The sequence below is a fragment of the Bradyrhizobium sp. genome, assembly GCF_035309285.1.
GTDB lineage: Bacteria > Pseudomonadota > Alphaproteobacteria > Rhizobiales > Xanthobacteraceae > Bradyrhizobium.
On record NZ_DATGFH010000060.1, the window covers coordinates 56,042 to 73,194 of the forward strand.

Genomic DNA, 17,153 nt, shown 5'->3' on the forward strand with positions numbered 1-17,153 from the left:
TCGCCATCACACCTAGTGCGCCGTCTGCCGCAGCAGCTCGGCCAAACGCGCGCGCAGAGCCTCGCTCGCCTTGTGCCCGGTTTCCTGGCCCACCTGCGCGTTTTGCTGTGCAATGGCTTGCGACTTTTCCAGAAGCTTTTTCCCGGCTGGCCGACTATAGAACGCCTCTATTTCGCGCAGTTCGTCCGCCGTAAAATTGTTGGCATAAACGGTGGCGGCGGCGTCGACCATCGCGTCGTAATAGGGAGCATAGGCTTCCGCCATCTTCGGCAGCGCCGCATCGAATGCGCGTTCCATCTCCGGTCTATCCTGCGTCAGCACGGGCTTGAGGCCCAGCAGAATGACCGGCAGGAGCGCCTTGTACTGATCGGACAGCCCTAGCGTAGCAACCAGGCTTCGCGCGGCGGTCATAGCCTCGGGGGACGGCGTTTGCGCCGGTGCCGCGCAAGTCGAAAACAGAAGTATGCTGCAGATGATCAATAGCCGTCTGGACATAGACCGACTCCTCCGACGAAGTCCGAATGGACAATGAAGCTCAAACTGAGTCTTGTTGGCGCCGGCGGTGTCACGCCGTGCCCGGCCCGGTCACCGCCTTGGGTGCTTCGAGATCGGTTACCTCGACGAACAAGTCGGGGACCTTCTCGCTCTGATCCAAAGCCCATCCGATCGCGATCATGATCAGGAAACCGGCGACGCTGACGCCGATCTGCGTCAAGACGCCCGAGTCATACTGCACCAGGATCCAATGCGCCCCAAAGGACAGGAAAACGCCAATGCAGAAAATCGGCAGGGAATGCCGGCCACACAGCCTGAACGGGGCAGTCCATTTGGCGGTGAGCTGCCCCCAGTTGTGCGGGACATATCGCGACACCACGACCGCCACGGCGAGGAAGTGCGTAAAACGCAGCATGTCGAGATCGGTCTTGTCGATCGGATAGATCGCCTTCATCATCCATTTCGGAATCAGCGATGCCAGGAAGTCGCTGTGCCACGTCATCACAATCATGAAGGAAAAGGCAATCCACGCAAGGCATATGGCAAACACGACGCGGGATTGAATCAGATGCCAGTATTTCGCCGCACGCCCGATACTGCACCATGCGGCTAGAAAGAACAGCAACTGCCAGGCAAACGGGTTGAAGTACCACGTTGTGCCCGGTGGATATGAAGGGAGATTCCAGTCGAACCAGCGTGCCAAAACGTACAGGACCACCGAGCCGAGCAAGGTCAGGTTCGGGCGGCGTACCATGCACCACAGGACCAGCGGCGAAGCGGCTATCAGCGAAATATAGAGCGGCAGCACGTCGAGATCGACCGGCTTGTACCGCAGCGTGAGCGCCTGCCCGATCAGGACGTCCGGATGCTGGAGAAAATTGAAGACGTTGAATTCATTCTCATACATCGGATTGTCAAATTTCCTGGCGGCGCGCGCGATTTGCGCCGTAAAGATCAGGAACAGCATGATGTGGGCAACGTACATTTGCATGGCCCGCTTCCATAGCCGCTTGGTGGCAGCGAGAAACTTGCCGCCGGCAACGAAAGGACCGTAGATGAAGCCGGCAAGGTAGCCGGAAATGAACACGAAGAACTCGGCAGCGTCGCTGAATCCGTAGTTGCGAAGCGTCAGCCAGGAGACGACGTCGTTCGGAATGTGATCGAGGAAGACCATCCACAGGCCCAAGCCGCGCAATAAATCGAGCCGGAGGTCGCGCTCGACGGGACGCATGAGAAATACGTCATCCTTGTGTGCCATCTGCTCCATCCATTTTGACTTGTAGTGCGTTGCAATGTGACACGGGTGAAAACCGAGGCTTAGCCACGATGTTTGACGACTGAAAGTTAGTCGAGAGAACGCCAGTCTGTGCGCGTTCGCTCGATTCCGCGGCAATCAACAACACGCCGCTGCTTGTCTTCCGACAGGGCACCGTTGTCGATGTCCAAGCGGATCGCTCGAAGCCCGACCTGCCGAATCCTCATTTCTTCATCCTGCCGTGATCTGGCGCCGAAGCTTTTGGCGCGACTGGTCCCGTTGAGGCGGCACTGAGCACGTCGAACGAGACAGTGACCTTGCCCGCTTTTTCAAACTCAAGCGTCATTGGCACTGTGGTTCCTTTCTTCATCCGGGTCTTGAGGTTCGACAGGGTGAGGTGAATACCGTGAGGCGCCAACACGACTTTGTCGCCGGGAGAGATCGTCAATCCTCCCTCGACGGGGTTCAAGCTCAGCCCGCCCCCGACCATGCTGCTTTGCTGGATTTGAAGCTTTTCGGCGATATCGGTCGATCCTCCGATCAAGCGGTCTGGCGTCGTTCCCTTGTTTTCGATCGTCAGATAACTGCTGGCCAATTCTGCACCGCGCGGCGCCGCGCGGCTCCAAGGTTGTGAAATAACGAGATCGCCCGCCTTCACCTCCTGTGCTTGCACAGGCAAGCTTTGGAGCGCACCGGCAAAAAGCAGAAAGGCGAAGAGATATCTGCTGACTTTCACTTCTCTCTCTCTCTCTACGGAGTTTGCGCCGTCAAGTCGGCCGGGACCGCCGCGGCGCGCTCGCGCCCCGACATGGCCCACTTGTACCAGGTGAACGTCCTTGCAACGCCGTACATGATCAGGAGGCCCGTGGCCCCCACAATGACATGCAGCGCGACGCCGGCATCAAGCTCCGTCAGAAGCGCGTAGCCTGCAAACGACAGCGCAACCCCGAGCGCAAAGATCTGAAGCGAATATTGCCCGCAAACGATAAGGGGCCGGGCCCATGGCGACCTCAACCCTCCCCAGTCGCCCGGCACGAACCGCAACACGACCACAGCCAGTGCCAGGAAATGCGCAAACCTCAAGACGTCGAAATCGGTCTTGTCGATCGGATAGATCAGCCGCGCCAGCCAGGCCGGGATGAAGACCTCCAGTTGCGGGAAATACCAGGTCAGGGTGACGAAGAACGCGGCACTGAGATAGGCGATGGCAAGGCAGAACACGATCGGGGAATCGATGATCGTTGACAACCGTCGTCCGCCTCCCAGTGCGCACCAGGCGCCGAACACGAACAGCAACTGCCACCCGTAGGGATTGAATGACCAGAAGCCGTCTCGATAGGTCGACAGGTGCAAATCGAACCGGATCGTGAGGACATAGAACACGATCGAAACGATGAGTGGAAGATCCCGGTGCAATCGCGTGAGCACGAAAACAAGCGGCAGGAAGGTCATCAGCACGATATAGAGCGGCAACACATCCATATTCAGCGGTCGGAATCGCAAGAGCAGCGCCTGGATCATCACGGGACCAGGCTCGCTGAAGAAGTCCGCGACCTCCATCTCGCGAATATAGAACGACGGCTTCTCTGAGACAGCTACGACGAAGGCAATCTCCGCCATTAACACCAGGAACAGCAAAATATGCGCCGAGTAGATCTGCCAGACCCGCCGCAGCAGACGTGCCGTGCCGATCACGAAGCCCGCCTCGAAGGTGGCCCTCCCGTAGACAAGCGCTGCCGTGAAGCCGGAAATGAAAATGAAGATTTCGGCCGCGTCGCTGAATCCGTAATTGCGGATTGTGAACCAGGTCAGCAGGTCGGGCGAAACGTGGTCTATGTAAATGAGCCACAGCGCGAGGCCCCGGAACAGGTCGAGCCGCAACTCCCGCTGACCACTCGCGACGGCAAAAGCCGGCTTGGAGACGGACGGCGACAACGAGGCGCGTTGCGCACCCGCGGCCGGCTTGCTCCCGTCAACCCGATCGGCGATCGACATCCAGCCGGATCGTTGAACACGCGCAATCATGCCGCCCTCACTTCGGCATAGAGTACAAACCTCCGTGATTCGAAAGCAAACGCGAGGGCGACCGCGCCCACCTCGCCGCTTAGGCAGGTGCCCGGCAAATGCAGTGCAAGCGACGCCGCCGACGGAGGCGCCCGAACCCTGAAATACGCCGTAGCCGGCCCGGCAAATGCCGGCATCTTCCTGCAATGACTGTCATCGGACATCGGCCAGATATCCCCAACAGCTAAAAACGACGCAACAGCGCGCAATCTATGACGGCAACAACGACGGCAAGTATGACGTGGACAACAAGGAGCACCATAACCGAGAATCCGTCCGGGCGGGAGGGATTGATGCTCAGTATGGCCAAATCAAATCCGCTCTTTTCGCCTGGCCAGCCGGTCAACTTGGAAACGGCGAACCACCCGTTCGGACCGGCTTTCCCCGCCATGGTGGCCGCGTCGAGCTTGCCGTCACTGTCGAGAAAGGCATTCAGGCATCGCGCTGGACCGCTCCACAATGACTGCGCTGCGCTGATATGCCGTCATATCATCAAATCGCCGGGAGGCCGGCAGATGGCGGAACCCGCGCCCTAAAACCCTGAACCGAACTGAGCTTCCTCAGGCAGCGGAGCGTGAACGACGAGCTTCTCACGCAGGAAATGCTCGTAGCCCGCGGTGCCACTTGCGCTCGCCGCCGACGGGCCTACACCTGCACCAAACATCCGGGCCGGACCGAATGAGACATCTTGCAGAGGCGCCGCCGTCGACATTTGCGGGCATTCGTTTCGTGCTGACCGACATGGACGAAACGCTGACCTACAAGGGACGGCTTTCGGGGCGCACCTATGACGCTCTCGAACGGCTGCAGGCTGCAGGGATCAGGGTCATTCCAGTGACCGCTGCACCGGCAGGATGGTGCGATCAGATGGCGCGGATGTGGCCCATCGACGGTGTGATCGGCGAAAATGGCGGGCTGTTCTTCCGGCGCGACGGCGAACACGGCGTGATGCGGCGATACTGGCACGGCGAAGCCGATGGTCCAGATATCCGCGATCGGCTCGACGAGATCGGCCGCCAGATTCGGGCGCGCGTGCCGTCGGCGCGGTTGGCGGACGATCAGCTCTTCCGTCTCACGAGTATTGCTTTCGCCCGAACCGCTGACGCGGACGCAGTCGAGGCAATCGTCGCTGCGCTTCGTGCGGCCGGCGCCAGAGTCGCGATCAACAATCTCTGGATCCTCGGCTGGCTTGGCAACTACGACAAGCTTGCCATGACCCGCCGCGTGATGGCCGAAAATTATGGCATCGATATCGATGCCGACCGCGACGCCATCCTGTACTGCGGCGACTCGACCAACGATGCACCGATGTTCGCGTTTTTCCACCACAGCATCGGCATGAGCACGGTCCGAAACTGCCTCGCCGAAATTCCAACGTCACCCGCCTGGATCACCGAGGGCCCAGGCGGGGACGGCTTTGTCGAGGCCGCAAATGCGGTCCTGGCGGTCAGAGGGTTCGAGCGACGATCAAGCTGATGGCTTCGCGAAAGGAAGCTCGCGCTCTCCTTAAACCTGAACCGAGCTGAGCTTCTTCAGGCAGCGCAGCGTGAACGACGATCGGCTGTGGCGGATGCCGGGAATGCGGTAGAGCTTCTCGCGCAGGAAGTGCTCATAGCCCGCGGTGCTCGCGACCGCGACCTTCACCAGATAGTCGTAGTCGCCGGTGGTGAGATAGGCTTCGATCACCTCGGGCAGATCCGCAAGCAATTGCCCGAAGCGCCCGAGTGTCTCCTCGTCGTGGTGATCGAGCGTCACCTCGATGATGACCGTCTCCGGCAGACCGAGCTTTTCCTGGTTGATCAGCGCAATGTAGCCGTCGATGTAGCCTTGCGTCTCAAGCCGTTTCAGCCTGTTCCAGCATGGCGTGGTGGAGAGCCCGATCTTCTCGGCAAGCTGGACGGTGGTCAGGCGCGCATCCTGCTGCAGCGCGCGCAGCAAGCGGCGATCGATCTCATCCAGCCGCTGCGCGTCCTTTCGGCGAGTCGGTCGAGGCGGGGCGGCGCGCCGGGCAGCTTTCATAGTGAGAATTCCATTCCCGAAATGGGCGACATTCCGAGAATAAACCTACTACAATATGACGATACATCCAGACAAAAAGAACAACGTACCGGGAAAATCGCAGTAAAAATCCCTGTGAAAGAGGAAAGGCTGGGCTGTGTTTCATCTGGAGCTTCTCGCCAGCGACGTCCATGCGGCGCTCGGCCGTCTGCTCGATCAGACGCGCGTTGCCGGGCTCCAGTTGGCAGCCCTCCAAGCCAGTGCGGAAGCGGGCGAATACCGGATCCGGGCCTCGATCGATGTCTGTGACCGCGAGGTCGTCGAGAAGCTGGCACGCCGCATCGGCTCCATGGTCTGCATCGCCGCCATCGATGTCACCGGCGAAGTTTTCGCGCGACGCCCGTTCTCGCTGCCGCGCCATGACGCTCGCGCAAGGACATCCTCGGGACCGGCACGAGGAAAACGAAATGACCGAATACGCTCCGTTGAGTCTTCATGTGCCGGAGCCCGCCGTACGTCCTGGAGGCGTGCCGGATTTCTCGACCATAAAAATCCCGCAAGCAGGCTCGGTCGCGCGCCCGGAGGTCGACGCCGATCCTCAGTCGATCCGCGACCTCGCCTACTCTGTTATTCGTGTGCTCAACCGCAAAGGCGAAGCCGTCGGCCCATGGGCCGGCCTCCTCAGCGACACCGAACTACTCGAAGGCCTGCGGCACATGATGACGCTGCGCGCATTCGACGCCCGCATGCTGATGGCCCAGCGCCAGGGTAAAACGTCCTTCTATATGCAGCACATGGGCGAGGAGGCGGTGAGCTGCGCTTTTCGCATGGCGGTTAGGCCAGGCGACATGAATTTTCCGACCTACCGACAGGCGGGACTTCTCATCGCCGGCGGATATCCGCTTTTCGAGATGGCCTGCCAGATCTACTCCAACGAGCACGATCCGATGAAAGGCCGGCAGTTGCCGGTGATGTATTCCTCGAAGGAGCACGGCTTCTTTTCGATCTCCGGCAATCTCGCCACCCAGTATATCCAGGCCGTGGGCTGGGCGATGGCCTCCGCCATCAAGCACGACAACAAGATCGCGATTGCCTGGATCGGCGACGGGGCCACGGCGGAATCCGATTTCCACGCCGCACTCGTCTTCGCCTCGACCTATCACGCGCCGGTCGTGCTCAATATCGTCAACAATCAATGGGCCATTTCGACGTTCCAGGGCATTGCGCGCGGCGGCTCCGGCACCTTCGCGGCGCGCGGTCTCGGCTTTGGCATTCCGGCGCTGCGCGTCGACGGCAATGACTATCTCGCTGTTCACGCGGTGGCTGCCTGGGCGTGCGAACGGGCGCGGCGAAACCTCGGCCCGACCCTGATCGAACACGTGACCTATCGTGTCGGCGCGCACTCGACCTCCGACGATCCCTCCGGCTATCGGCCGAAGGAAGAGTCCGATGCCTGGCCGCTCGGCGATCCCGTGATCCGGCTGAAGAATCACCTGATCACGCGCGGCGCCTGGTCGGAGCAGCGTCACAAGCAGGCCGAAGCCGAAATCCTCGACACCGTGGTCGCCGCGCAGAAGCAGGCCGAAAGCTACGGCACGCTCAGCTCCGGGCCGAAACCTTCGGCGCGCGACATGTTCGAGGACGTGTTCGCCGAGATGCCCGAGCACCTGCGCCGCCAGCGCCAGCAGGCAGGAGTCTGACCGTGCCGCGCCGGACCATGATCGAAGCGATCCGCGACGCCATGGACGTGATGATGGCGCGCGACGACAACGTGGTCGTATTCGGCGAGGACGTCGGCTATTTCGGCGGCGTGTTTCGCGCAAGCCAGGGGCTGCAGGCCAAATACGGCACAAACCGCTGCTTCGACACGCCGATCAGCGAGCTCGGCATCGTCGGTGTCGCGATCGGAATGGCCGCGTATGGGCTAAAACCTTGCGTCGAGATCCAGTTCGCCGACTACATGTACCCGGCCTATGACCAGATCGTGTCCGAAGCCGCGCGGCTGCGCTATCGCTCCGGCGGCCAGTTCACCTGCCCGCTGGTGGTGCGGATGCCGACCGGCGGTGGAATCTTTGGCGGGCAGACCCATAGCCAGAGCCCGGAGGCGCTGTTCACCCATGTCTGCGGGCTGAAGACGGTGGTGCCGTCGAACCCGAGCGACGCGAAGGGTCTTCTGATCGCGGCGATCGAGGATCCCGATCCCGTGATCTTCCTCGAGCCGAAGCGGCTCTACAACGGCCCGTTCGACGGGCATCACGATCGGCCGGTCACGCCCTGGTCGAAGCATGAGCTCGGCGAAGTGGCGGACGGACACTATCGCGTGCCGCTCGGCCGCGCCGCGGTTCGCCGGCAAGGCTCCGCCGTAACGGTTCTTGCTTATGGCACCATGGTCCACGTCGCTGAACGTGCTGCGATCGAGGCGAGCGTCGATGCCGAGATCATCGATCTCAGAACACTGCTGCCGCTGGATCTCGAGACGATTGAAACCTCGGTCAGGAAAACCGGACGATGCGTCATCGTGCATGAGGCGACGCTGACGTCGGGCTTCGGCGCCGAGCTTTGCGCGCTGGTGCAGGCGGCGTGCTTCTATCATCTGGAAGCGCCAATCGTGCGCGTGACAGGCTGGGATACGCCCTACCCGCACGCGCAGGAATGGGACTACTTCCCGGGACCCGACCGGATCGGCCGCGCGCTCGTCGAGACGATGGAGCAGTGACATGGCCGAACGCATCATCAAGCTGCCCGATGTCGGCGAAGGCATTGCCGAGGCCGAGCTGGTCGAATGGCACGTGAAGGTCGGCGACATCGTGCGCGAGGATGCGCCGCTCGGCGCCGTCATGACCGACAAGGCGACGGTCGAAATTCCCTCGCCGGTCGACGGCGAGGTGCTTTGGCTCGCCGGCGAAATCGGCGAGGTGCTCGCGATCGGCTCCGATTTTGTCCGTCTGAAGGTGGATGAAAAGGCCAGGCCGTCCGACGAAACGAAGCCGGAAGGTTCGCGACCGGCGAAAACACTGCCCGACCATGATGCAAGCTCGGCCACGCTCTCTCCCGCGGACGAGCCAGCGGACGTCGCGCCGCACCGGCCGCATGAGGCCGCCGTGGAAGGAGAGCGACCACTGGCTGCGCCTGCGGTGCGGCTCCGCGCGCGCGAAGCCGGTATCGATCTGCGCCAGCTCCGCGGCTCGGGGCCGGCAGGACGGATCACCCACGCCGATCTCGATGCCTATCTTGCCCGCGGCCCGTCCGCAGCGCCCACGAGCCAACGCGAGAGGAAAACCGCGGTCGAGGACGTCAAGATCGTCGGCCTGCGCCGCCGTATAGCGGAGAAAATGTCGCTTGCGAACGCGCGCATTCCGCACATTACCTATGTCGAAGAGGTCGACGTCACTGCGCTCGAAGAGTTGCGCAAGAAACTCAACGACGAGCGCAAGGCCGAGCGGCCCCGGCTCACGCTGTTGCCCTTCCTGATGCGTGCCATGGTGCGCGCCGTGGCGAAGCAGCCGCATCTGAATGCCCATTTTGACGATGAGGCCGGCATCCTGCACCAGCATGCCGGCGTCCATATCGGCGTCGCAACGCAGACTCCGGCCGGCCTGATGGTACCGGTCGTGCGGCACGCGGAGGAGCGCGATCTCTGGAATTGCGCGGCGGAGATGGCGAGGCTTGCGGACGCGGCGCGAACCGCTGCGGCGAGCCGCGACGAGCTTTCCGGCTCGACCATCACCATCACCTCGCTCGGCGCCATGGGCGGCCTTGCCACCACCCCGATCATCAACCATCCGGAGGTCGCCATCGTCGGCGTCAACCGGATCGCCATTCGTCCGCACTGGGATGGAACGGCCTTCGTGCCGCGCAAGATGATGAACCTGTCATCGAGCTTCGATCACCGCGTGGTCGACGGCTGGGATGCAGCGCTTTTCGTGCAACGAATCAAAGCGCTGCTCGAAACGCCGGCGCTGATCTTCATCGACGATTAGCCGTGCTCATGGACGACATCTCCTGCAAGCTTCTCGTCATCGGCGCGGGCCCCGGCGGCTACACCTGCGCGATCAGGGCCGGCCAGCTCGGCATCGACACCATCATCGTTGAAGCCGAGAAGCCCGGCGGCACCTGTCTCAATGTCGGCTGCATTCCGTCAAAGGCCCTGATCCATGCGGCAGACGAATACGAAACGGTGGTCCAGGCCGCGGCGGGCTGGAACCTGCTCGGGATCTCGGCGAGCAAGCCCGCGCTCGACTTTGCCAGGACCATCGCGTGGAAGGACGGGATCGTCGCGCGTCTGAACGGCGGCGTCACCGGTCTCTTGAAGAAGGCCCGTGTCAGGCTCGTCGGCGGCCGGGCGCAGTTTCGCGACGGCAAGACGATCGCGGTGGAAACTCGAGCAGGATCGCAAGTGATCCATGCCGAGGCGGTCGTGATAGCAACCGGCTCCGAAGCGATCGCGCTGTCGTCACTGCCCTTCAAAGGCCACGTGATCTCGTCGACGGAAGCGCTTGCGCTGACAAGTGTTCCCCGAAAGCTTGTGGTTGTCGGCGGCGGCTATATCGGCCTCGAGCTCGGTACGGCCTTTGCCAAGATGGGCGCAGCCGTCAGCGTCGTCGAGGCCGAGGCGCGGCTGCTTCCGCACTATGACGCGGAGCTGAGCGAGCCCGTCACGCGGCGCCTCGCCGAGCTCGGCGTCACCATCCTGACCGGCGCCAAGGCGAAAGGGCTCGCCTCCGATGGAACCTCACTCATGGTCGAGACCGCGGATGCACAATCGGCGACACTGGCTGCCGACAGCATCCTTGTGACGGTCGGGCGAAAGCCTGCAACTTCCGGCTTCGGGCTCGAACTCCTCGACCTCGACATGAATGGCCGCTCGATCGCGATCGACGATCGCTGCCGCACCTCGATGCACGGCGTCTACGCCATCGGCGACGTTACCGGCGAGCCGATGCTCGCGCATCGCGCGATGGCGCAGGGCGAGATGGTGGCCGAGATCGTCGCGGGCCAAAAGCGGGCCTGGGACAAGGTCTGCATTTCCGCGATCTGCTTTACCGACCCCGAGATCGTCACCGCCGGGTTGTCGCCGGAGGAAGCAAGGAAGAAGGGTTTTGCGATCAAGACGGACACCTTTCCGTTCCGCGCCAACGGCCGCGCGCTGGCGCTCGGCCGTGAGGACGGCTTCGTGCGCGTCGTCGCCCGCACCGACAATCATGCGCTGCTCGGCATTCAGGCGGTCGGCGCCGGGATCGCCGAGCTGTCGGCCGCATTCAGCCTCGCCATCGAGATGGGCGCACGGCTTGAGGACATCGCCGCCACCATTCACGCGCATCCGACCCAGAGCGAAGGTTTTCACGAGGCCGCGCTGAAAGTGCTTGGCCACGCGATTCACATTTAGCGTCTGAGGCTTATCGACATCGGCGCGTTCTCATGCTGAACGTGAGCAGCCTTCCCTCATGTGAGGGATCAGGCCGGCGCAAGCCGACGGAACACAAAGACAGCCGCGACCGCGCCGACGATCTCGGAGATGATGAAGCCGGGGACATCGAGGGGACGGATGCCCGAGAACGTATCCGTCAACGCGCGCGCGATCGTAACCGCGGGATTGGCGAAGTCTGTCGCCGTGAACCAGAACGCGCCCCCGATATAGGCCGCCACCACGCCGGCCATCGCGGACGGACGGAGGCGCGAGCACACCCAGACCGCCCCGATCAATCCAAAGGTGGAGACGGCCTCGCTAAGCCATTGTGACGGACCGCTTCTAACATGGGCAGACAATGCGTAGATGCGCTCATCGAACATGGCTTCCGCAATTCCGACGCCGATGATGGCGCCCAGGATTTGCGCCGGCACATAGGCAGCCGCAATGGCCGGCTTCACATCACCGCGAAAAGCAAGCACCAGTGTCACAAGCGGGTTGAAGTGGGCGCCCGACAATGGCGCAAACCACTCGATCAGCGCGAACAGAGCAGCGCCCGTCGCCAGGGCGTTGACCAGAAGCGCGATGGCGATGTTTCCGCCGCACAGCCGCTCTCCCAGGATTCCCGAACCGACGATGGCGATCAGCAGGAAGCCGATTCCGAGCGCTTCGGCCGCCATGCGGGCTCCGATCAGCGGACCCGATCCCTCGCTCCCCGCATCGCAATGCAGGTCGAGGCGCCGCGGAAGCGGTTGCGGGGTTTTCGCTTCCACGAAAGCTTCCCCTCAGATCACTTGGCAGACTTTGTAGGCGACCGCGCCTTCGACCAGATAGCCGGTTCCGACAGAGACGACGTCGTTCAGCCAGGCGTATTGCGGCGAACCGGTCTCGAACAACGGATTGGTCCGGAAATAGTAGCGCGCGGGATCGACCTGATAGCGCTTGATCGGGTCGCTCATATCGGCCCGCAGCTCGGCCGGCACGATCCAGCGGCCGCCATAGGTCATGTGAATCAAAGCGCCGTCGTGCGTCTGCAGGGTCAACCGCACGTCCAGCGTCATGGCGCCGTCCGGGCGAAACAACGCCCAATCGCCGCCGCCCGGCAGCACCTCGCCGCGCAATCTCGGCCCTGCAAAGGATCCACCGGCCGCGCCGAAGAAAATCCGGCGGCCGAACGGACCATCGCCAATCCCAAGGCGCGGGTTTAGGTCGACGACGACGTCGAACAGAAGCTCGGTCTTGATATCGGCAACGGCTTTGACGCGCGAGTCCAATGTCATCTGCAGTTCCTCGTCCTGATGGGTGGATCTAACCGGCAGCGGCTCCGGAGGGCGTTGTCTCGCCGAAAAGCTTCCGGCGGACTGCATCGGTTGAGACTCCGGATTGCGCGCACAACGCCGACAAATCGAACATGAAGCGCTCGTGGGCGATCCGGTCATTCCTGAATGCGAATTGAATGAAGACCGGCAGCTCCGCGCGCCGTCCGTTGGGAACGACGCCGAAACGATCGCCCGTCATCGTCATCCGCGCAGTGCCCCAGCAAACCAGCGATTCGCCGTTGCTCGCATGCCCCTCCAGGACAACGTGATAGTCGGGAAAGCTCCTGAAGAACCTGGCTAGCACCGCTTCGTTCTCGGCCAGTCCTCGCGCTTTGGTCCCGAAGGCCGGCGTTTCCAGCAGCATGTCCTTGTCGAAAAGATTCATCGCCGCCGGCAGGTCCTGCCGGCTCTTGGCGACCGCCAACTGCTGCGCGAGCTCGAACATCCGATCGCTGTCCATGAGAGCCACCTGACGCGGGTCGAGGACCCATTTTCATGCACTATGTCTTTCACATACTAACGGTATGTTATAAACATAATGGTATTATCTCGTCAAGCGGTATGTTGCGGATATGAACGAGGCCGTTCCCGAAAAAACGAGGCGCGAGGAGTATACGGAGGCCACCCGGCAAGGGCTGCTTGCCGCGGGGCGCGACATTTTCGCGCGCGAAGGCTATCAGGCCGCCGGAATAGAGGCGATTTCGCGCGCCGCGCGAGTGACGCGCGGCGCCTTCTATCACCACTTCGATGACAAGAAGGCGCTGTTCGACGCGGTCGTGGTGGCGATGCAGGCCGAGGCGGTGACCAGGGTCAACGAAAAGTCGCGCGGCCAACGCAAGGTATGGGACCGCCTGTTCATCGGCATCGACGCGTATCTCGACGTGTGCTTCGAGCCCGCCTATCGGCGCATCGTCATTCAGGAGGCGCCCGCGGTGCTCGGCAGCAAGCGCTTTGACGAGATTGAAGAGGCGTATCCGATGGCGCTGCTGATGGCGAGCATGAAGGCGCTGCAGCGGGACGGCGAACTCGTCTTCGAGGATATCAATCTTCTCGGGCGCATGGTCGATGCGATGATCTGCAAGGTCGCATTGATGCTGCCGCAAGCGAAGGAGCCGCAAGCCATGAAGGCGCGCGGCCGGGAGATCATCGCGGCGCTGCTAGCGGGTTTCCGCCCTGGCGCCAGAGCCAAGCGTGGCGCGGACAAATCCGGCCACGCTTCCGGTCGATAGCTGCGTCCGGCCGTTGTTATCGTTCCGGCTATTCGCACCCCTCGCTAGCGGACGGCCTGGGCTCTAATCGAGCGCTCCGATGCAACGGAGCGCAGAGCTTCGGCGACCGCTCTCGCCGAAGACTCTTCGATCGCGAGGATAATGCCGCAAGCGCGCTTTGCCGCGGCTTCCGGGATCGTCATGGTCGCGTTCGCCACGAACTTCCGGATCACGGTCTCGCGCGACAGCGCACGGTGCCCGCTGCCTTCGTTGACCGCGATGTGCTTACGAAACTCGCGGCCATCCGCGAGCCTGACACGAACGCCGCCGGAGAAGGCTTCCGGGAATTTTGTCTCGGGATCGGCATGGCACGCGACCTTGCCGGCGAGCGCGAGCACGTCTTGCGCGGCCAGCGCGCCGGCTTCCAGTTCGCTCAGACCAAAACGTCCCTTCAAGAGTCCGGTCGCGACGCAATAATGCGTGCTGAACTTCGCTTCGTAATCGGTGGTCGGCCGCTTCTTCGAGGCGGCAGGCTCCGCAATGATCGGCAACGTCTTCTCCGGCACGTAAGCGTCGACCGAGGCGATGCGGGCATTGCCGATCTCATCCCGCAAGAGAATGGCGGCCTCGAGCGCGCCGTGGATGAAATGGCAGACCGGATAGGGTTTTACTGCGGTGTCGGCGAAGTGCCAGCGCTGCCCGAGCTCGATGCCGATGGAATCGAGCGCAGTGTCGCTTGCGTGTTGCTGCAGGTAGGCATGCAGCAGGCCGAAGCGGCCTTCATAGGGTCGGCTCGGACCGTGGAAACCCGACGACGCAAGCTGTGCGGCGGTGATCCCGGCGACCGCGCCCCAGCCGGGATGAAAGCGCTTGGTCCAGGCGCCTTCCTCCAGGAAGACCTGGACGCCGGAGGCGGTGGAGGCGGCAATGCCCTGGGCCGCGACCGTTTGCGACTCGGTGAGACCCAAAAGCTTCGCGGCCACAATCGCGGAACTGAAATGCGAGATCACACCGGTGGCGTGAAAGCCGACGTGATGAAATCCACCCTTGATCGCCATCCCGAGCCGAACCGCCGTCTCCATGCCGGCGATATAGGCCGTCAGCAAATCGCTCCCCGAGAGATCGCGTTGCTCGGACAGCGCCAACGCACATGGCAATGTGGCAGCGGTCGGGTGAACGATCGCTTCGATATGCGTGTCATCGAAATCGAGGCCGTGAATGAGAATACCGTTGGCGAGCGCGCTGTCGCGGACCGGCAGCTTCAGCGAGCTTCCGATCACCGAGCCATCGCCGCTACCAGCAAGCTTGGCAACGCCGCCGAGCGCGACCGGAGCAAAGTCATAGGCGTGCGCCGCGAATGCCAGGCCAATGCCGTCGAGAATGAGCAGCCTGGCGCGCTCGCGGACCGCAGCGGGAACATCGGCCAGCCGCAGCTCCGTTGCAAAGCCGGCAAGCACCTCGGCCGGCCTTGTCGTGCAGGGCGGAAGGGGAATCGCAGGCGTGCTTGTCATGTCGGCTCTCGCAGGGCGCTTCGGCCATGGGCGAGCGCAAGCTAACCAACCGCGGCGCCAAGCGTCAACTGTTGACAGTTTTTGCCGCGCGACGGTATCACACGTCGAAACGCGGGACCCCGCGGCCGGGCCACGAGGCTTATTGGCACGCGCCCGCAAGCAAGGTGACAGCCGCATGACCTATCTGGTCGCCGCCGATCTGCCGAGCATTCCCGCCGGCACGCGTTTTCGCGATCTCCTGAAGCGTCCGGGCATTCTTCCGATTCCCGGCGCCTATTGCGGGCTCGCCGCGATCCAGGCCAGGCGCGCGAAATTCGAGGCGATCTATCTCTCGGGCGCCGCGATGTCGGCGTCGATGGGGCTGCCCGATCTCGGCATCCTCACCATCGACGACGTCTGCTTCTTCATCCGGCAGGTGGTGCGCGCCGCACAACTCCCGGTGCTGGTCGATGGCGATACCGGATTTGGCGAAGCGCTGAATGTCATGAACATGGTACGCGCGTTCGAGGACGCCGGCGCCGCCGCGGTGCAGATCGAGGACCAGGTTCTGCCGAAGAAATGCGGGCATCTGAACGACAAGAAGCTGATCGCGCCAAAGGACATGGCCGCGAAGATCGCGGCCGCGGCGAAGGCGCGCCGGCACCTTTATATCGTCGCGCGGACGGACGCCGCCGCGGATGAGGGCATCGATGCCGCCATACACCGCGCCCGGCTCTATATCGAGGCCGGCGCGGATGCGATCTTTCCGGAGGCGTTGACCGATCGCGATGCGTTCGAGCAATTTGCGAAGGCCATTCCCGTGCCGCTGCTTGCCAACATGACCGAGTTCGGGCGAACACCGTTCATGACGGCGCAGGATTTCGAGACGTTCGGCTACAAGATGGTGATCTGGCCCGTGAGCGCGCTGCGCATGGCCGCCAAGGCCCATGCCGATCTTTACGAGAGCATCCGCAACGACGGTGGCACCCATCGGCTGGTGGAGCGCATGCAGACGCGGGCCGAGCTCTACGCCACCATCGGTTATCACGACTACGAAGCGCTGGATTCCTCGATCATCACCTCGGTCACGCCCGAGGGAATGCCGCAAGGGAAGACGCGATAGTCGGCGCATCGCTATTTTCTCGCCAGCGCTGTCGCTCTTTCGGTACGCCCCTGACGGCTCACAGCGAGCTTCGGCTTCAGGATAGCGGCAGGTTCGGCCTGCTCGCGTGCGGCACCTTCCCTGATCTGCTCCTCCACATAGCGACGCGCGTTGGCGATGTGCAGCCGCATCCTCCGCTCGGCCTCCTGCGGATCGCGGCGCATCAGGGCCGCAACCACGTCCCTGTGCTCCTTCAACGCCTGCTTGGCCCGCCCGGGCTTGGTCGAGGATTTGTAGCGATAGACCCTGAGCAGATAATAGAGGTCTTCGCAAAGGAACTGGATCAGCCGCTTGTTGCGGCTTCCCTTCACAATGCGAAAATGGAAGTCGAAATCCTTGGACTCCTGGTAGTAGCCGATGCCTTCCTGGACGCTTCTTTGCTGTTGATGCTGGTCGAGCAACTCGGCGAGCGCCTTCAGCTCCTGATCGGTCATGTTCTTTGCGGCGAGCGCGCAGGCGAGCCCTTCCAACACCTCGCGCAACTGCAGCACCTCGTAAAGATCGGTCGGCGAAAGTGCGGCGACGCTGACGCCGATGTTCGGCGTCCGCTGCAGCAATTTGCGTCCCTCGAGCCTGCGGATGGCCTCGCGCAGCGGACCGCGGCTGACGCCAAGCGAAGCCGCCAGCGTCTGCTCCCTGATCTTGCTGCCCGGCTGAAGATCGCCTGAGATAATCGCGGCCTCGATGCGCTCGGCGAGCACATCGACCAGCGAGCGCGCGGAAACCTTGTGGCTCAGAATGTCGCTCATGACCGG

The 17,153-nt window shown here is 62.7% G+C and carries 19 protein-coding genes; 8 read left to right on the forward strand and 11 right to left on the reverse strand.

What is annotated here, in order from left to right:
• Nucleotides 1–12 precede the first annotated feature (12 nt).
• From VKR55_RS12065 to VKR55_RS12080, 4 genes are all read right to left on the reverse strand, one after another.
• Nucleotides 13–411, reverse strand: coding sequence for a DUF2059 domain-containing protein (locus tag VKR55_RS12065; RefSeq protein ID WP_324403200.1), 399 nt, complete (start codon nt 409–411; stop codon nt 13–15).
• 154 nt (nt 412–565) lie between these two features.
• On the reverse strand, nt 566–1,753 hold the full coding sequence (locus VKR55_RS12070; protein WP_324403202.1) for an OpgC domain-containing protein: 1,188 nt from the start codon (nt 1,751–1,753) through the stop codon (nt 566–568).
• 220 nt (nt 1,754–1,973) lie between these two features.
• Nucleotides 1,974–2,486, reverse strand: coding sequence for a copper chaperone PCu(A)C (locus VKR55_RS12075; protein ID WP_324403204.1), 513 nt, complete (start codon nt 2,484–2,486; stop codon nt 1,974–1,976).
• 14 nt (nt 2,487–2,500) lie between these two features.
• Nucleotides 2,501–3,745 (reverse strand): OpgC domain-containing protein, encoded by a 1,245-nt coding sequence (locus tag VKR55_RS12080; RefSeq protein ID WP_324403599.1) that lies wholly within the window; start codon nt 3,743–3,745, stop codon nt 2,501–2,503.
• A gap of 196 nt (nt 3,746–3,941) precedes the next feature.
• Between VKR55_RS12080 and VKR55_RS12085 the strand changes: the two genes are divergently transcribed.
• Entirely contained in the window at nt 3,942–4,277 is a 336-nt protein-coding gene (locus VKR55_RS12085; RefSeq protein WP_324403206.1) for a hypothetical protein, read from the forward strand.
• A gap of 215 nt (nt 4,278–4,492) precedes the next feature.
• On the forward strand, nt 4,493–5,290 hold the full coding sequence (locus VKR55_RS12090) for an HAD family hydrolase (RefSeq protein ID WP_324403208.1): 798 nt from the start codon (nt 4,493–4,495) through the stop codon (nt 5,288–5,290).
• Between the two features lie 30 nt (nt 5,291–5,320).
• Here VKR55_RS12090 and VKR55_RS12095 read toward each other — a convergent pair whose 3' ends face one another.
• Nucleotides 5,321–5,833, reverse strand: a complete 513-nt coding sequence (locus VKR55_RS12095) for an Lrp/AsnC family transcriptional regulator (protein ID WP_324403210.1) — start codon at nt 5,831–5,833, stop codon at nt 5,321–5,323.
• Nucleotides 5,766–6,233: a hypothetical protein gene (locus tag VKR55_RS12100; RefSeq protein WP_324403211.1), complete on the reverse strand. Its 468-nt coding sequence runs from the start codon at nt 6,231–6,233 to the stop codon at nt 5,766–5,768. Before VKR55_RS12100 ends, VKR55_RS12095 begins: the two co-directional genes overlap by 68 nt.
• Before the next feature lie 46 nt (nt 6,234–6,279).
• On the opposite strand from VKR55_RS12100, the gene VKR55_RS12105 reads away from it, so the two are divergent.
• The 4 genes from VKR55_RS12105 to lpdA are packed head-to-tail and all read left to right on the forward strand — an operon-like array spanning nt 6,280 to nt 11,198.
• Entirely contained in the window at nt 6,280–7,512 is a 1,233-nt protein-coding gene (locus VKR55_RS12105) for a 3-methyl-2-oxobutanoate dehydrogenase (2-methylpropanoyl-transferring) subunit alpha (RefSeq protein ID WP_324403213.1), read from the forward strand.
• A 2-nt stretch (nt 7,513–7,514) separates the two neighbouring features.
• On the forward strand, nt 7,515–8,528 hold the full coding sequence (locus tag VKR55_RS12110) for an alpha-ketoacid dehydrogenase subunit beta (protein ID WP_324403215.1): 1,014 nt from the start codon (nt 7,515–7,517) through the stop codon (nt 8,526–8,528).
• Between the two features lies 1 nt (nt 8,529).
• Nucleotides 8,530–9,792: a dihydrolipoamide acetyltransferase family protein gene (locus VKR55_RS12115; RefSeq protein WP_324403218.1), complete on the forward strand. Its 1,263-nt coding sequence runs from the start codon at nt 8,530–8,532 to the stop codon at nt 9,790–9,792.
• 8 nt (nt 9,793–9,800) lie between these two features.
• Nucleotides 9,801–11,198, forward strand: coding sequence for a dihydrolipoyl dehydrogenase (gene lpdA / locus VKR55_RS12120; RefSeq protein WP_324403220.1), 1,398 nt, complete (start codon nt 9,801–9,803; stop codon nt 11,196–11,198).
• A gap of 68 nt (nt 11,199–11,266) precedes the next feature.
• On the opposite strand, the gene VKR55_RS12125 is transcribed toward lpdA, so the two are convergent.
• From VKR55_RS12125 to VKR55_RS12135, 3 genes are read right to left on the reverse strand one after another with little or no spacing between them, the layout of a single operon-like run.
• A complete protein-coding gene (locus tag VKR55_RS12125; RefSeq protein ID WP_324403222.1) occupies nt 11,267–11,992 on the reverse strand; it encodes an MIP/aquaporin family protein in 726 nt (241 codons plus the stop codon).
• A 12-nt stretch (nt 11,993–12,004) separates the two neighbouring features.
• Nucleotides 12,005–12,499, reverse strand: coding sequence for a DUF3237 domain-containing protein (locus tag VKR55_RS12130; RefSeq protein WP_324403224.1), 495 nt, complete (start codon nt 12,497–12,499; stop codon nt 12,005–12,007).
• A 28-nt stretch (nt 12,500–12,527) separates the two neighbouring features.
• Nucleotides 12,528–12,998 (reverse strand): ester cyclase, encoded by a 471-nt coding sequence (locus tag VKR55_RS12135; protein ID WP_324403226.1) that lies wholly within the window; start codon nt 12,996–12,998, stop codon nt 12,528–12,530.
• Between the two features lie 112 nt (nt 12,999–13,110).
• On the opposite strand from VKR55_RS12135, the gene VKR55_RS12140 reads away from it, so the two are divergent.
• Nucleotides 13,111–13,767, forward strand: a complete 657-nt coding sequence (locus tag VKR55_RS12140; RefSeq protein ID WP_324403229.1) for a TetR/AcrR family transcriptional regulator — start codon at nt 13,111–13,113, stop codon at nt 13,765–13,767.
• Between the two features lie 44 nt (nt 13,768–13,811).
• Here VKR55_RS12140 and VKR55_RS12145 read toward each other — a convergent pair whose 3' ends face one another.
• Nucleotides 13,812–15,257 carry an MmgE/PrpD family protein gene (locus VKR55_RS12145; protein ID WP_324403231.1) on the reverse strand — a complete coding sequence of 482 codons (1,446 nt, stop codon included), beginning with the start codon at nt 15,255–15,257 and terminating at the stop codon, nt 13,812–13,814.
• Nucleotides 15,258–15,432: 175 nt separating this feature from the next.
• On the opposite strand from VKR55_RS12145, the gene prpB reads away from it, so the two are divergent.
• The gene (prpB, locus tag VKR55_RS12150; protein ID WP_324403233.1) at nt 15,433–16,359 is read left to right on the forward strand and encodes a methylisocitrate lyase; all 927 of its coding nucleotides are present in this window, start codon (nt 15,433–15,435) and stop codon (nt 16,357–16,359) included.
• Nucleotides 16,360–16,370: 11 nt separating this feature from the next.
• On the opposite strand, the gene VKR55_RS12155 is transcribed toward prpB, so the two are convergent.
• On the reverse strand, nt 16,371–17,147 hold the full coding sequence (locus VKR55_RS12155) for a GntR family transcriptional regulator (protein ID WP_324403235.1): 777 nt from the start codon (nt 17,145–17,147) through the stop codon (nt 16,371–16,373).
• Nucleotides 17,148–17,153: the final 6 nt, after the last annotated feature.

What these genes read in the sequence shown, in the direction of transcription:
- VKR55_RS12065 (WP_324403200.1), bottom strand. Translation starts at nt 411, where the DNA reads ATGACCGCCGCGCGAAGCCTGGTTGCTACGCTAGGGCTGTCCGATCAG.
- VKR55_RS12070 (WP_324403202.1), bottom strand. Translation starts at nt 1,753, where the DNA reads ATGGCACACAAGGATGACGTATTTCTCATGCGTCCCGTCGAGCGCGAC.
- VKR55_RS12080 (WP_324403599.1), bottom strand. Translation starts at nt 3,745, where the DNA reads ATGTCGATCGCCGATCGGGTTGACGGGAGCAAGCCGGCCGCGGGTGCG.
- VKR55_RS12085 (WP_324403206.1), top strand. Translation starts at nt 3,942, where the DNA reads ATGCCGGCATCTTCCTGCAATGACTGTCATCGGACATCGGCCAGATAT.
- VKR55_RS12090 (WP_324403208.1), top strand. Translation starts at nt 4,493, where the DNA reads ATGAGACATCTTGCAGAGGCGCCGCCGTCGACATTTGCGGGCATTCGT.
- VKR55_RS12095 (WP_324403210.1), bottom strand. Translation starts at nt 5,833, where the DNA reads ATGAAAGCTGCCCGGCGCGCCGCCCCGCCTCGACCGACTCGCCGAAAG.
- VKR55_RS12100 (WP_324403211.1), bottom strand. Translation starts at nt 6,233, where the DNA reads ATGGCGCGGCAGCGAGAACGGGCGTCGCGCGAAAACTTCGCCGGTGAC.
- VKR55_RS12105 (WP_324403213.1), top strand. Translation starts at nt 6,280, where the DNA reads ATGACCGAATACGCTCCGTTGAGTCTTCATGTGCCGGAGCCCGCCGTA.
- VKR55_RS12115 (WP_324403218.1), top strand. Translation starts at nt 8,530, where the DNA reads ATGGCCGAACGCATCATCAAGCTGCCCGATGTCGGCGAAGGCATTGCC.
- lpdA (WP_324403220.1), top strand. Translation starts at nt 9,801, where the DNA reads ATGGACGACATCTCCTGCAAGCTTCTCGTCATCGGCGCGGGCCCCGGC.
- VKR55_RS12130 (WP_324403224.1), bottom strand. Translation starts at nt 12,499, where the DNA reads ATGACATTGGACTCGCGCGTCAAAGCCGTTGCCGATATCAAGACCGAG.
- VKR55_RS12135 (WP_324403226.1), bottom strand. Translation starts at nt 12,998, where the DNA reads ATGGACAGCGATCGGATGTTCGAGCTCGCGCAGCAGTTGGCGGTCGCC.
- VKR55_RS12140 (WP_324403229.1), top strand. Translation starts at nt 13,111, where the DNA reads ATGAACGAGGCCGTTCCCGAAAAAACGAGGCGCGAGGAGTATACGGAG.
- VKR55_RS12145 (WP_324403231.1), bottom strand. Translation starts at nt 15,257, where the DNA reads ATGACAAGCACGCCTGCGATTCCCCTTCCGCCCTGCACGACAAGGCCG.
- prpB (WP_324403233.1), top strand. Translation starts at nt 15,433, where the DNA reads ATGACCTATCTGGTCGCCGCCGATCTGCCGAGCATTCCCGCCGGCACG.
- VKR55_RS12155 (WP_324403235.1), bottom strand. Translation starts at nt 17,147, where the DNA reads ATGAGCGACATTCTGAGCCACAAGGTTTCCGCGCGCTCGCTGGTCGAT.